Annotated in this window: 14 protein-coding genes; 11 read left to right on the top strand and 3 right to left on the bottom strand. The window is 52.6% G+C overall.

The genetic code is table 11. The features are described 5' to 3' along the window. The first annotated feature begins 71 nt into the window (after positions 1–71). From IE073_RS04180 to IE073_RS04170, 3 genes are read left to right on the top strand one after another with little or no spacing between them, the layout of a single operon-like run. The gene (locus IE073_RS04180; RefSeq protein ID WP_189581644.1) at positions 72–1,130 is read left to right on the top strand and encodes a M20/M25/M40 family metallo-hydrolase; all 1,059 of its coding nucleotides are present in this window, start codon (positions 72–74) and stop codon (positions 1,128–1,130) included. Positions 1,131–1,132: 2 nt separating this feature from the next. Further along, a complete protein-coding gene (locus IE073_RS04175) occupies positions 1,133–2,275 on the top strand; it encodes a hypothetical protein (protein WP_189581641.1) in 1,143 nt (380 codons plus the stop codon). 21 nt (positions 2,276–2,296) lie between these two features. Beyond that, positions 2,297–3,421, top strand: coding sequence for a M14 family metallopeptidase (locus tag IE073_RS04170; RefSeq protein WP_189581638.1), 1,125 nt, complete (start codon positions 2,297–2,299; stop codon positions 3,419–3,421). 52 nt (positions 3,422–3,473) lie between these two features. On the opposite strand, the gene IE073_RS04165 is transcribed toward IE073_RS04170, so the two are convergent. After that, positions 3,474–4,733, bottom strand: a complete 1,260-nt coding sequence (locus tag IE073_RS04165) for a hypothetical protein (protein WP_189581635.1) — start codon at positions 4,731–4,733, stop codon at positions 3,474–3,476. Between the two features lie 165 nt (positions 4,734–4,898). Here IE073_RS04165 and IE073_RS04160 point away from each other — a divergent pair, with 165 nt between their 5' ends. After that, positions 4,899–5,693 (top strand): thymidylate synthase, encoded by a 795-nt coding sequence (locus IE073_RS04160; RefSeq protein WP_189581632.1) that lies wholly within the window; start codon positions 4,899–4,901, stop codon positions 5,691–5,693. After that, positions 5,690–6,178 (top strand): HEPN domain-containing protein, encoded by a 489-nt coding sequence (locus IE073_RS04155; RefSeq protein WP_233349804.1) that lies wholly within the window; start codon positions 5,690–5,692, stop codon positions 6,176–6,178. The genes IE073_RS04160 and IE073_RS04155 overlap by 4 nt, the downstream gene beginning before the upstream one ends. Before the next feature lie 7 nt (positions 6,179–6,185). On the opposite strand, the gene IE073_RS04150 is transcribed toward IE073_RS04155, so the two are convergent. After that, positions 6,186–6,530 carry a zinc ribbon domain-containing protein YjdM gene (locus tag IE073_RS04150; RefSeq protein ID WP_189581626.1) on the bottom strand — a complete coding sequence of 115 codons (345 nt, stop codon included), beginning with the start codon at positions 6,528–6,530 and terminating at the stop codon, positions 6,186–6,188. 123 nt (positions 6,531–6,653) lie between these two features. On the opposite strand from IE073_RS04150, the gene IE073_RS04145 reads away from it, so the two are divergent. Beyond that, positions 6,654–8,033: an amidohydrolase gene (locus IE073_RS04145; protein ID WP_189581623.1), complete on the top strand. Its 1,380-nt coding sequence runs from the start codon at positions 6,654–6,656 to the stop codon at positions 8,031–8,033. 6 nt (positions 8,034–8,039) lie between these two features. On the opposite strand, the gene IE073_RS04140 is transcribed toward IE073_RS04145, so the two are convergent. Then, a complete protein-coding gene (locus IE073_RS04140; protein WP_189581620.1) occupies positions 8,040–8,600 on the bottom strand; it encodes a VUT family protein in 561 nt (186 codons plus the stop codon). Between the two features lie 30 nt (positions 8,601–8,630). On the opposite strand from IE073_RS04140, the gene IE073_RS04135 reads away from it, so the two are divergent. From IE073_RS04135 to IE073_RS04115, 5 genes are all read left to right on the top strand, one after another. Beyond that, on the top strand, positions 8,631–9,149 hold the full coding sequence (locus tag IE073_RS04135; protein WP_189581617.1) for a dihydrofolate reductase: 519 nt from the start codon (positions 8,631–8,633) through the stop codon (positions 9,147–9,149). Positions 9,150–9,225: 76 nt separating this feature from the next. Continuing rightward, positions 9,226–10,323, top strand: coding sequence for an FtsH protease activity modulator HflK (gene hflK, locus IE073_RS04130; RefSeq protein ID WP_189581615.1), 1,098 nt, complete (start codon positions 9,226–9,228; stop codon positions 10,321–10,323). Positions 10,324–10,325: 2 nt separating this feature from the next. Continuing rightward, positions 10,326–11,219 carry a protease modulator HflC gene (hflC, locus tag IE073_RS04125; RefSeq protein ID WP_189581612.1) on the top strand — a complete coding sequence of 298 codons (894 nt, stop codon included), beginning with the start codon at positions 10,326–10,328 and terminating at the stop codon, positions 11,217–11,219. Positions 11,220–11,228: 9 nt separating this feature from the next. Then, on the top strand, positions 11,229–11,429 hold the full coding sequence (locus tag IE073_RS04120; RefSeq protein WP_189581609.1) for a DUF2065 family protein: 201 nt from the start codon (positions 11,229–11,231) through the stop codon (positions 11,427–11,429). A gap of 71 nt (positions 11,430–11,500) precedes the next feature. Continuing rightward, the gene (locus tag IE073_RS04115; RefSeq protein WP_189581606.1) at positions 11,501–12,928 is read left to right on the top strand and encodes a Do family serine endopeptidase; all 1,428 of its coding nucleotides are present in this window, start codon (positions 11,501–11,503) and stop codon (positions 12,926–12,928) included. Position 12,929 lies beyond the last annotated feature (1 nt).

The raw sequence follows: 12,929 nt of genomic DNA, 5'->3' as shown, positions 1-12,929 counted from the left end.
GTCTTGGGCCTCTGGCGATTAGTTTACGCGTAAGAGGAGCCCCACGCATCGACTCGATCAACACATCTTCATTGCTCGACCACCTAGAGACGCTCGTATCTTTCGATACGCGAAATGGCTCTGGCGATGAGATGATCTGCGTGCGTTATTTGGAAGAAACATTAAATGGTTTCGCTCCCGATCAGCTGCATGTTGCTCAAGTGCCGCGCTCGCGCGGAAAAACGGACTCGGGCTATGTTCTCGCGATTTGGGGAAAGCCCGAAACCTTGTTGAATGTACATATTGATACGGTCCCCAGCGGTGCGGGCTGGACCGCGGACCCGCTTGACCTTCAGCGCGAAGCCGACCGCGTTGTCGGATTAGGGACCAGCGACATTAAAGGGGCTGCGGCCTGTATATTGGCAGCGCTGGAAACCGTGGCGCCGAAAAATGTGGCGGTTTTGTTTTCGGGTGATGAGGAACATGGAAGCGAAATCATGCCTGCCGTGATTGCATCGGACCGTCTGGACGGCGTGAAGCGCGCCATTGTGTGCGAGCCCACATCTTGCCGCGTCGGTCGCGCCCATCGGGGGATGTTGGCGATCTCGGCAGGTTTCTCAGGACCCGGCGGGCACAGCTCCTTGGCAGATGTCACGGCGCGACCCTTACTGGATGCCGCGCGATTGGCCGCAAAGATTGGTGAATACGCCGATGCGTATCTGAATTTCGGCGCTGCCCCGTTCAAAGGGCTGTGCGTGAACATTGGCGAGATCGAAAGCGATGGGGCCTATAATGTTATCCCAACGCAGGCCAAACTCTGGCTATCGTTACGGCCGCCCCCTGGGGATGATGTGGGCAAACGCGAAGCCGATATTTACGCCTTGGCAGGTCAGGCGGCCCTCGACACAATCGTCGCCTTTGAACCTTTTGCGACGAAAGACATGTCGAAATTTGCCGATATATTTGGGGAGACAGAGATCGTCGATCTGCCCTATTGGACGGAAGCGGCGATGTTGAGCCAAGCTGGGGTCAATGCCGTTGTCTATGGTCCTGGAAATCTTGAACAGGCGCATAAACCGAACGAATATGTAGAGATTGAGCAATTGGAGGTGGCGGCGCAGCGCTATGCCATCGCTTTGCAAGGGTCGTGAAAATGAGTGTGCGCGAAACCGTTTTACAAAGCCTGTCTGCGGTCGGCGCGCAGCATGAGGCAAAGTTTTATGCCGAGCTTTTCGCCCGCCAAGATGCCGAAACCTTTGCCATGTTGGTGCTCGACCCGCGCTGTTTAAAAGACCCTTTGCTCGAAGCGCTGATTACGGCATTGCGGATTTTGGCAAACCTACAACTCACGCCGCTGCTGGTTGTTGGTGCATTGGGCGATGAGCGCACCGCGACAAAGTTTCAGGCGCAGCGCTTGTCACGCGATTTGGACAGGTCCGGTGTCAGGTCAGCGAAACTGAACACGGCGAGTTACGGTCTCATCAAAGAGGTGCGGAAAACGGCTGTGCAAGGCAAAATGCCGATCTTGGAAATGACGGACCGTCGTGGAAAGATGAATTTGGCCGCCTTGGTGTCGGAACTCCAACCCAAGAAAATCATCTTCCTGCAACCCTCTGGGGGCTTAAACCAAAACGGGATGCGGCTCGCGAATTTGACCGTCGCAGAACTTCCATCCTTCATGGAAACCGAAAATTTCTCCGCTGGGCAGGTACGCTTCCTAGATTGCGTCTTAGAGCTCGAAACCTCAGCCAAGGCAAAGCGCAGCTATATTATCGCGTCGCCGCTGAACCTGTTGAGCGAGCTATTTACGACGCGCGGATCAGGGACACTTATCCGACGCGGGATTACGGTCAAGACGGGCGACAGTTTCAAAGATTTCTCTAAGCCTGATCTGACGCGCGCGCTGGAAACCGCGTTCGACAAACGGTTGAAGGAAACCTTTTACGAGACACCGCTGCACAAAGGTTTCGTCGAGGCCGATTATCAGGGCGGTGCTTTGTTCATTGAGCAAGCTGGCTATCCCTATCTCTCGAAATTTTTTGTGTCTCGGGAAACGCGCGGTGACGGCATTGCGCGGGATATTTGGGATGCAGCCTGCGCCGAAGTCCCCGCGTTCATCTGGCGGTCGCGCATGGGAAACCCTTTCAACACTTGGTATATGCGGCAGTGCGATGGGATGCAGCGGACCAATAACACGTCTGGGGCTTGGCGTGTGTTCTGGAAGGGCCTAGATGCAGCACAAATCGGCGACGCGATTAAAGCTGCAGCTTCCGCGCCCGATGATTTTGAAGCTTAAATTCGTTCTAAGGACACCCCCATGGCCCTGAATATCAATGCTGCATTTGACTCTGGAAACATCCTTGTCGAAAGCGCCGACGACCCGCGCGATATCCGCTTGTCGATCCGCAAGGACTCTGAGTCAGATTTTTACCAATGGTTCCACTTTCGTGCCTCAGGCGCAAAAGGCACAGCGTGCACCTTCCGCATAACAAATGCCGCTGGCGCTGCCTTTACTGGCGGATGGGACGGCTATCGCGTGGTGGCCAGTTATGATCGCGAGACGTGGTTCCGTGTCGATGCGACTAAATATGAAAATGGCCACCTGATTTGGAACCATGCGCCAGAGCAGGACTCGATCTATTACGCATATTTTGCGCCTTATTCGATGGAGCGCCACGCCGATCTGATTGCAGATTGTCTACAATATGACGGCGTCTCGCTCGAGGTTCTCGGACAATCCGTCGAAGGGCAAACGATTGACTGCCTGACCATCGGAGAGGGCGACAAAACGATTTGGGTTATCGCACGCCAACACCCTGGTGAGAGCATGGCCGAATGGTGGATGGAAGGTTTCCTCGCGCGCCTGCTGGACGAAGAAGATGAGGTCGCCCAGCAACTTCGTCGCGATGTGAAATTCCGTATTGTGCCGAATATGAACCCAGACGGTTCCCGTCACGGTAATCTACGCACCAACATTAAGGGCGCGAATCTTAACCGCGAGTGGGGCGTGGCTACGCCAGAGCGGTGTCCAGAAGTCCTTTGTACGATTGCGGCGATGGACGCCGATAAACCTGTACTATGTCTGGATGTGCATGGTGATGAGTCGCTGCCGTATAACTTTATTGCCGGGGCTGAAGGCATCCCGGGATATACGCAGAAACAAGCCGATGATCTGGCGGCTTTTCTGACCGCCTATAAAAAGGCGTCCCCTGATTTTCAGACCGAGCATGGCTATGGCCTTTCCCCTGCTGGAACGGGTAACCTGACGATGTGTACGAACTACACGGCCCATCGTTACGATTGTCTCGCCATGACCCTCGAAATGCCGTTCAAAGATAACGCTGATGCTCCAGACGCCGCAGAGGGCTGGAGCCCAGACCGGAGTGCACAATTGGGCGGCGCCGTTCTTGACGCCATGGCGGACGTCGTCGGGCAACTTTAGCGCAAAAAAAAGCCCCGATCTAAGTCGGGGCTTTCTGGTTTTTAGTGCGCGCCTAGCGACGTTGCTGACGTGGCTCTGGACGCTTGCGAATGTCGCGGCGGTCAAAGCGGTTTTCCTTAGGCTTTGTTTCCAGAACTTCACTGGATGTGATGCGGCGACCATCACTTTTCTGTAGGATAAATCCACCGTTGCTGCCTTGAGCAGGTCGTCCGGCAACCATTGACCGTGCCCCGCCCATCGATTGAACGCGGTAATAGACGGTCGTCGGCTCACAGCTTTCTTCGAACAGACCTAAATCATTGCGCTGGGCGTCCCGGGCGATAACCGTTGTGGTAAACCCGTACCAAGTGTTTTGCTGGAATGGGAAGCCGGACCAGAATGCATTTGAAGGATAGGTTCCGTTGGTTCCGCCCCAATTGACTTGCTGTTGTCCTGCGCCGGGCACAGACACACCGGAGGAGTTCGGCGTCGCGCCGTTGCCGTAAGCGGCGACGGTAAATGTGCCTTTCAAATCTTCAAAGGCCGGGTCAACGACGTCCAGATAATTGGCATAGGCAACCATCTGAGTGTTGGACGATGCTATGGCTTGATACTTTACCGTATAGTTAGAGAACAAGCCGCCTGGTCCCGGAACAGGTTGTAGTGCCGCGCCAGACTTGGTTTCGGTCCAAGGTGTACAACAAAGGTCAATCATTGAATCCGTGCTTGGGCAGTTATCAAACTCGACAAAACCATCATCAAAGTTGGAATTGTTATCCATCGTGACAACAAAGCTGTAGGTCTGTCCAGCTTGCAAAGCGGTGGTGTAACTTACCTGACGCCAAGGATCGGTCATTGATGTGCCGCGCGGCAGGCTGGTCTGCTGTGTGGTTCCTACCAAAGTGCCGTTAAGTCCATTACCTTGACGAATAGCGATTGACGCACGCGCCGCGCCATTGCCGCGCGTTGAAAACGCACCGCCAAATTCAACATTGCCGCTGCAGGTTGGCGTGAAGGTTTGGTAAAAGCTGTTTCCGCCATTGGCGATATCCAAATAATGTTGGATATTGCCTGTACCGGTCGCGTCGGATTGCGGGCCGTTTGTTCCGTAATTATAGCCGCCAGGTCCGTCGACAGTAACCACATTGGGGCTTTGACCTGGACCAAAAGCCCAACCGGGTGGGGAAAATTGATTGACGTGATTGCCCATAGTTGAGGGAGCGCCTTGCGAAAAGTCAGAATTGACCAGAACGTTTTGTGCATGCGCCATCCCGGCAGGCATTATGCCAACCGCAGCAATTGTCGCGAGTAAGAGAAGTTTAGATTTAGACATGGTGCCCTCCAAATGCCCGCGGGCGTTTTGCCTGCGGTTGATGAGTCGGTTGTAAGAAGGGGAGCGAGACGCTGCCGTGATGCCGATCACGCAGCGTTAATATTTGTAAACAGGGCAAAGGGGCGGGCGACTTTCCGCGGGCACAGAATCACCTATAGTCGCCCAATGCAACAATATCTCGATCTTCTGAAACACGTGATGGACAACGGCGTTGACCGTGGTGACCGCACGGGCACGGGCACGCGCGGCGTATTTGGCCATCAGATGCGCTTTGATTTATCGGACGGCTTTCCGATGGTCACGACCAAGAAGTTGCATAAAAAATCTATCGTTCATGAGCTGATCTGGTTTCTCGCGGGCGATACGAATATCAAATATCTACAAGATAATGGCGTTAAAATCTGGGACGCATGGGCCGATGAAAATGGTGACCTTGGTCCTGTTTACGGCAAACAGTGGCGACGCTGGGTTGGACCCGACGGCGCGGTGATCGACCAAGTCAAAAACGTCGTCGAAGCAATCAAAACGAACCCCTATTCACGCCGCCACATTGTCAGCGCGTGGAACCCGGCCGATGTCGATGATATGGCGTTGCCACCGTGTCATTGTCTGTTCCAGTTCCATGTCGCGAATGGCAAATTGAGCTGTCAGCTCTATCAACGCAGCGCTGACATCTTCCTCGGCGTGCCGTTCAATATCGCCAGCTATGCGCTGTTGGTGCATATGATGGCGCAGGTCTGTGACCTCGAAGTCGGGGATTTCGTGCATACCTTTGGCGACGCGCATATTTACGCCAACCATTTCGAACAGGTGAAGTTGCAATTAACCCGCGAACCCATGCCGCTCCCGCGTTTGAGGCTGAACCCAGACGTCAAAGAGATCGACGGGTTTACCTATGAGGACGTGAAAATTTTCGGCTACAAAGCGCATCCGCATATTGCTGGGAAAGTGGCGGTTTGACTTTATCAGTGCAAAAATCATTTCAGATTTATGAGTGTTTCAAATTTGCTGTTAAAACGATTGAGCCAAAGTTTTTTTCTTCATTTCACGGTCCCGAGCACTCTAACAGAAGCGATATTTTACTTTCTTTGCCTTGGGCAACTTTGGCAGCCTTTCAAATTGAAATCGCTTTAAAACACCTAGTAACTATTTCGGGTACGATGCCTCCAAAGGTCCATAATTTAGAGAAATTATTCGGCCTTTTACCTTTAGAAAATTCTGACCCGATTCGTGCGAAGTTGAACGATTTCAATTTTGATAGTGAAATGAAAAAAGTCTCAAACATGTTCATTCACGCACGATATCTAACGGAGGATGGTGAAACCTACTTACCTATCTTTTTGAAGTCTTTGCGCGATGCGGTCGAAATTGAAATGCGCAGTGATGAACTTAAGGGAATAAATGTTTATAGAGGTGTAAACGGTGAGTGGAGAGAAGTTTCGTAAGTGGGACTTAAGCCTTCTTCACAAACATCGTCTTCAGCTTCATCACGCCAATCCCGTCGATCTTGCAATCAATGTCATGGTCTTCGTCGATGAGGCGGTTGATTTTGACTTTTGTTCCGACTTTCGCGACCTTTGATGTGCCTTTGACTTTCAGGTCTTTGATAATCGTGACCCAATCGCCATCGACCAAAACATTGCCATTGGCGTCTTTATAAACCCTTTCGCCTGGCGTCGGCATTTCGGGGTTCCATTCATGGGCGCATTCGGAGCAGACCAGCAACGCGCCGTCTTCATAGGCGTAAATGCCTTCGCATTCGGGGCAGGGCGGTAGGGCTTGTTGGTCGTCGGACATCTTGGCTCACTTCACATTTCACGTCACGTAATTCGAATATGGGCCTTGCCCCGCTTTGCGTTCTGGGTCACCTAAAAAGGAGAGACAGCTTAAATTTGAACCCAAATGCAAGAGAGACAGCCCATGACCCGATACCTCACCACGGCCGCGATGTTTACCGCAATGATGCTTGTTGCGCCCGCCTATGCTGCGGATTTGGCGGAAACCGTCGCAGATGATCATGCCTATATTCTGGACCTATATAAGCATCTTCACGAGAACCCAGAGCTATCGTTCAAAGAGGTTGAGACCGCCGCGCGCCTCGCGAAGGAACTCAAATCACTCGGCTTTGACGTCACCGAACGTGTCGGCGATGCGTGGGTCAAGGACAAGGTCATGAAAGACGAGGGCAAACTCTTGCCAGATGTAGGCGGATATGGCGTCGTTGCCGTGATGAAAAATGGCGACGGGCCAACCGTTATGTTGCGCGCCGATATGGACGCGCTGCCACTAGAGGAAAAAACGGGTCTGGATTACGCCTCAAAAGTCATGAGCCAAACTCATACGGGTAAAGATGCACCCGTCATGCACGCCTGCGCCCATGACAGTCACGTCGCGATTTTGGTTGGCGCGGCGCGTCAGCTCGTCGAGCGAAAGGACGAATGGTCGGGCACGCTGGTTCTGATCGGACAACCGGCAGAAGAGATCGGTTTGGGCGCCATCGCCATGTTGGAAGACGGGCTCTACACGAAATTCCCCAAGCCTGAATATGTGCTCTCGACGCACACATCAGGTTGGGGTCCAGCGGGTAAAATTTCATATACCTCTGGCTACGCCCTTGCGAATGTCGACTCGGTCGACATTACAGTCAAAGGCGTTGGCGCACATGGGTCAGCCCCACATATGGGCAAGGACCCGATCGTCATCGGCGCGCAGATCATCAATGCGTTGCAGACCTTGGTTTCGCGCGAAGTAAACCCATTAGAGGCAGGCGTCGTAACAGTCGGCAGTTTCCGCGCGGGCTTCAAACACAACATCATTCCTGACGAAGCCAAATTGCAGATCACTGTGCGCTCCTATGACGATGGCGTTCGCAAGACATTGCTGGACGGGATTGAACGAATCGCCATTGCGCAGGCGCTCTCGGCGGGTTTGCCTGACGATCTTATGCCTGAGATTAAAATGGAGAGCGACTACACGCCGTCCACTTATAATGACCCCGAAATGACAGAGCGTGTCATGGGCGCAATCGGCAAATCCATCGGTGAAGACAAAGTCATGACCCAACCGCCCAGCATGGGCGGCGAGGACTTTTCCCAATTCCACCGCTATGACAAGGACATCAAGACGGTGATATTCTGGACGGGGGGATCGGACCCCAAAGCGTTCCAAGATGGTTTAGATGGCAAGGGGCCGATGCCGTCAGGTAATCACTCGCCGTTTTTCGCGCCACAGCCTGAACCGGCTTTGAAACTCGGTGTTCAAGCCATGACCGCTGGAACGATTGAACTTTTCCAAGAATAAAGACGTTTAGTTTGATCTGGAAGCGGGCGTGGTTTGGTTGCGTTCGAAACGGCTCCGCACGATCCACCAGATCACGACAGCTCCGACCATCTTTCCGATAATGCTCATGGTAATATTTGGCCCGGTCAACTGATCGGGCCTGATCATTTCTGCCCCGTAAAGAAAGATCGTCGTATCGAGTGGCGCGGCAATCGCGGATGACAACAACACGCGCGTGGACAAGCGGTATTTGGTAAATGTGAACATCGCCCAGTCGACCATTTCGGCAATGGCAAAGGCCCCACCACTCGCCAGCGCCAATTCTGGGCCTGCGGCAAATGCGGTCAAGACGAGCGCAATTGCCATTGCGATCAGGACATAATGTCCGACCTCCCGTTGCGCGAAATCTCTGACGACTAAAACAAGACCTGTAACAATTGTGACGGGGTTAAACGCCCAGCCGGGCAAGACTTCCCACATAGGCGCCCAAGTGAAAGACCAGTTGATGAAAGGGATCAGCGCCACATAGACGATCGTCATGATCGGAAGGCTGAATTTACGCTGGGAAGTTTGGCTTGCTGTCGACATAGGGTCGTGGCTTAGGCTAGGGCCATGCCCATGTCTACGAATCCAAAACTCTGTGCTGTCGTTGCGATGGATAACAATAATGTCATCGGACGAGACGGTGATTTGCCGTGGCGTCTCCCGTCTGATCTCAAACACTTCAAACGCGTGACCCTTGGCAAACCCTGTCTGATGGGCCGGAAAACCTGGGAAAGCCTGCCGTTTCCCCTACCGGGACGGCCCAATCTCGTCTTGTCTCGAAATGCTGATTATCTGGCCGAAGGTGCGGAGGTTTTTACCGATCTACACGCGATGATCGGACAAGGGTTTGAATTGGCGGGTAAATCGGGCGTTGATGAAATCATGCTGATCGGTGGCGGGCAGCTTTACGCAAGCCTATTGCCGCATTGCGAGCGCCTTTATGTCACGCAGGTCGATACAGAGGTTGAGGGTGATGCAGTATTCCCCGAGATTTCACGGGATGACTGGCAAATGTCTTCGAAAGAAGGCCCGATTCAGGGACCCAAAGATGATCACGCATTTTTCATCACAGTCTTTGATCGCGTCCATTAGTCCTTACTACGCGTAATCACCTTGAAACCTGCGGTGGGTCACTCCACATGTGGCGAAAGAAATTTTCGGAGAGAACATGTCTGATAATAACAGTCCTTGGGGTCCCAAACCGGGTTCCAGCAATGGTGGCGGAAAAGGGGACGGCAATTCCCCATGGGGAGGCGGACAGCGTCCCAATCGACCACAACGCCCCTCACGTGATAATGTGATCGAGGGCTTTAAGTCCCGCACAGGCGGCGGCGGTAATGGCGGCGGCAATAACGGCGCCCCGCAAATGCCAGATTTTAATATTCCAAAATGGGCTTTTGTTGCGGTTCCGATTGTTTTCCTTTTGGCAACCTCAGTGTTCACAGTTCAAGGTAACCAAGAAGCCGCGATTCTGCGATTTGGTGATTACCAACGCACTGTCGGTCCAGGTCTGCATTTTAAATTGCCCAGCCCAATTGAGACAAAAGAAATTCAAGACGTCACAAACCAAAGAGAGACAATTGTCGGCATCAGCAACAATGCTGAATCACTCATGTTGACGGGCGACGAAAACATTGTCGACATTAACTTTGCCGTTCTGTGGGTGATTAAAGATTTGGAGAGTTATCTCTTCAAAGTCGATCAACCCGAAGACTTGGTCAAATCAGCAGCTGAGTCAGTTGTGCGTGAGATCATCGGTAAGAATGAGTTGGACCCGATCATCACCACGGGCCGTCAGCAATTTGGTGGCGAAGTCCGTGACCGCCTACAAGAGCTTCTGGACGAGTATGAAGCTGGCGTTTTGGTCAATGATGTTCAGTTCCAGAAAACAGATCCACCGGCTGAGGTCGTAGATGACTTCCTTGATGTTGTGAACGCTTCTCAAGAAGCAGAGCGTGCAATTAACGAGGCCCGCGCTTATCGGAACACGAAGGTTCTAGAAGCTGAAGGTGAAGCCGCAAAGATCATTCAACAGGCCGAAGGTTATCGTGATCGCGTAATCGCCGATGCTGAAGGTGAAGCTCAGCGTTTTGAACTGATTTATGGGGAGTACAAATTGGCCCCACAAGTGACCCGTCAACGCATGTATCTAGAAACAATGGAACTTGTATATGGCGACGCAGAAAAGATTGTTTTGGACGGTGACGCTGGATCTGGTGTTGTGCCCTATCTTCCGCTTGATCAACTCAACAAGAAAGGGAACTAGTCATGAACCAGAATAAACTATTCCTCTTTGGCGGCGTTGCCGCTGTCGCATTAATTCTCGTGAGTCAGGTTTTTTATACGACGCGCGAAGATAAACAGAGCCTAGTGCTGCGTTTTGGTGAGCCTGTCCGAACGGAAAATGCATTTGGCGTCGAAGAAGACGCGGGTCTAAAGTTTAAGGTCCCGTTTATCGAAGAAGTCACGCATTATGACCGCAAGAACTTGGTGCTCGATCTCAGAGCGCAGCCTATCTTGGCCTCTGATCAAGAACGTCTACTGGTCGATGCCTTTATTCGCTACAGAATTACCGACGTTCGATCTTTCTACGAGGCTTTCGCAACTCGTTCCCGAGCTGAAATCCAGCTCGGCAACGTGCTTGATTCATTGATCCGAGATGTTTTGGGGTCTGTTGAATCTCAGGAAATCATTTCTGGTCAGCGTGTTGACCTGATGAACGCAATCGAAACGCGTGCGAATGCGCGTGCGACTGCTGGTAAATTTGGTCTGGTCATTGAAGACGTGCGCATCAAACGTGCAGACTTGCCGCAAGAAAACGCGGATCGGGTCTTCGAACGAATGGCAGCTGATCGTCAGGAACAATCAGCGGAGAAACGGGGTGAGGGCGAGCGGTCCAAGCGGACCATCACAGCCCAAGCCGACAAGGAAGTTGAAATCCTTCTGGCGAACGCACGTCGTGACTCGGAAATCATTCGCGGTGAGGGTGACCAGAAGCGAAATGCGATTTACGCTGAGGCTTACAACAAAGACCCAGAGTTTTTCGCCTTTTACCGCTCGATGCAGGCCTATGAAAAAGGCCTAATCGGCAGCACAACCTACGTCCTGTCTCCTGACAGTGACTTCCTTGGATATCTTGATAGCCAAGGCGGCCGACGCTAGGCCGCTTTCATGGGTGCGGTTATATTGATTGCCGTCGGCGGGTTCATCCTGCTGGAGGGATTGATGTGGGCGATATTGCCTTCCGCTATGCGGCGCACCTATGATGAAATGATGAAGCAGGTCTCGGATCGGGACCTGCATATTGCGGGTGCTATCGGGGTTTTCGTCGGTACGTGTTTACTCGCTTACGGCGCGAAACTCGTGCTCTGATGACGCAAATGTAAGCCCGCCTGCGGCACTCAACCCCTTGGCAGGGCGTTCCATATCGCTAGGGTGTTCTTATGAAATTACTTCGTACCGCTGCTGTGTCTTTGATTTTTGCAATGTCGGCTGTCGCCGTCACGCCGCAAATTGCTGATGCCCGTGGCACGCCAGAGGGCTTCACCGAGCTTGCCAAGCGGCTTTCTCCGGCGGTTGTCAATATTTCGACCGCGCAGACGATCGAGATAGACACAACAGAAGCCAAACCTTTCGAAGAAGGCTCCCCGCTCGAACGTTTCAACGACTTTTTCGGAGGGCGCAATGATCGGGACGGTCGCGTCAGTAAGTCTTTAGGATCAGGCTTTGTCATCGATGCCGAAGGTCACATCGTCACTAACAACCACGTTATTGAAGACGCGGATCTGATTGAAGTAACTTTTCCGAATGGGGATACCTATGAGGCAGAGTTAGTCGGCCGTGACCCCGCGACGGATATCGCGGTTTTGAAGATCGACACAGGCGTTGAAATGCCCGCTGTCCCTTGGGGTAACAGCGATGAGTCTGAAGTTGGCGAGTGGGTCATCGCGATTGGTAACCCCTTTGGCTATTCCGGCTCGGTTGCGGCGGGTATCATCTCTGCGCGTAATCGGAATATTTCGTCTGGAAATTACGACGACTTCATCCAGACGGATGTTGCGATTAACCGAGGCAATTCAGGCGGGCCCCTGTTCAATATGGACGGTGAGGTGATTGGCGTGAACACGGCGATTTTGTCGCCTACAGGCGGTAGCGTGGGCATCAGTTTTTCGGTTCCAGCTGAACTGGCACAATCCATCGCGACACAGCTGATTGAATTTGGTGAAACACGCAGAGGCTATCTCGGCGTCCGCCCGCAGGTCGTCGATAATGCTATCGCGCGGAGCTATGGTCTCAAAAAAGCGCAGGGGGCATTGGTCGCTTCCGTCGTGAACGATAGTCCGGCGGATAAAGCGGGTTTGCAGCGCGGAGATTTGATCCTCTCTATCGGGGGGAGGCCGCTTGAGGCTTCCCGCCTATTGTCTCGTCGCGTTGCGGAAGCCGAAATTGGCAAATCTATTCCAATTGACATTCTCCGTAAGAAAAAGCGAAAAACGATCAATGTAACCATCGAGCGTTTAGAAGAGAAAATTACGGTAGAAGAAAAAGTCAAACGCGAAGCTGAGGCGGGTAATGCTGAGCGTTCTATCGCGGGTATTTCGGTTGAGGCCCTTACGGAAGATGTTCGAGACCGAAATCGGATCAAGAAAGACATAAATGGCGTTCGCGTCGTGAAAGTCGACAAGCGCGCTGCAGCTAGCGGTAAAATCCTCAAAGGGGATATTATCGAAGAGGTTGGGTTTGAGGCTGTTAAAACGCCAGCAGAATTCGAAGATGCGATGGAAGCCGCGGCAGAACTAGATGAGCCTGTAACGCTGCTCGTCAATCGGAACGGGAATTACATCTTCTATGCGTTGAACCCGACGAGTTAGG

This window comes from Litorimonas cladophorae, from assembly GCF_014652455.1.
Classification (GTDB): Bacteria; Pseudomonadota; Alphaproteobacteria; order Caulobacterales; family Maricaulaceae; genus Litorimonas; species Litorimonas cladophorae.
Note: the sequence above shows the minus strand (reverse complement) of the source record. Positions and strands in the feature narration are given on the sequence as shown.

Coding starts and splice junctions, on each gene's coding strand:
- IE073_RS04160 (WP_189581632.1), top strand. CDS start 4,899: ATGCAACAATATCTCGATCTTCTGAAACACGTGATGGACAACGGCGTT.
- IE073_RS04120 (WP_189581609.1), top strand. CDS start 11,229: ATGGGTGCGGTTATATTGATTGCCGTCGGCGGGTTCATCCTGCTGGAG.
- IE073_RS04165 (WP_189581635.1), bottom strand. CDS start 4,733: ATGTCTAAATCTAAACTTCTCTTACTCGCGACAATTGCTGCGGTTGGC.
- IE073_RS04170 (WP_189581638.1), top strand. CDS start 2,297: ATGGCCCTGAATATCAATGCTGCATTTGACTCTGGAAACATCCTTGTC.
- hflC (WP_189581612.1), top strand. CDS start 10,326: ATGAACCAGAATAAACTATTCCTCTTTGGCGGCGTTGCCGCTGTCGCA.
- IE073_RS04175 (WP_189581641.1), top strand. CDS start 1,133: ATGAGTGTGCGCGAAACCGTTTTACAAAGCCTGTCTGCGGTCGGCGCG.
- IE073_RS04115 (WP_189581606.1), top strand. CDS start 11,501: ATGAAATTACTTCGTACCGCTGCTGTGTCTTTGATTTTTGCAATGTCG.
- IE073_RS04140 (WP_189581620.1), bottom strand. CDS start 8,600: ATGTCGACAGCAAGCCAAACTTCCCAGCGTAAATTCAGCCTTCCGATC.
- hflK (WP_189581615.1), top strand. CDS start 9,226: ATGTCTGATAATAACAGTCCTTGGGGTCCCAAACCGGGTTCCAGCAAT.
- IE073_RS04145 (WP_189581623.1), top strand. CDS start 6,654: ATGACCCGATACCTCACCACGGCCGCGATGTTTACCGCAATGATGCTT.
- IE073_RS04135 (WP_189581617.1), top strand. CDS start 8,631: ATGTCTACGAATCCAAAACTCTGTGCTGTCGTTGCGATGGATAACAAT.
- IE073_RS04150 (WP_189581626.1), bottom strand. CDS start 6,530: ATGTCCGACGACCAACAAGCCCTACCGCCCTGCCCCGAATGCGAAGGC.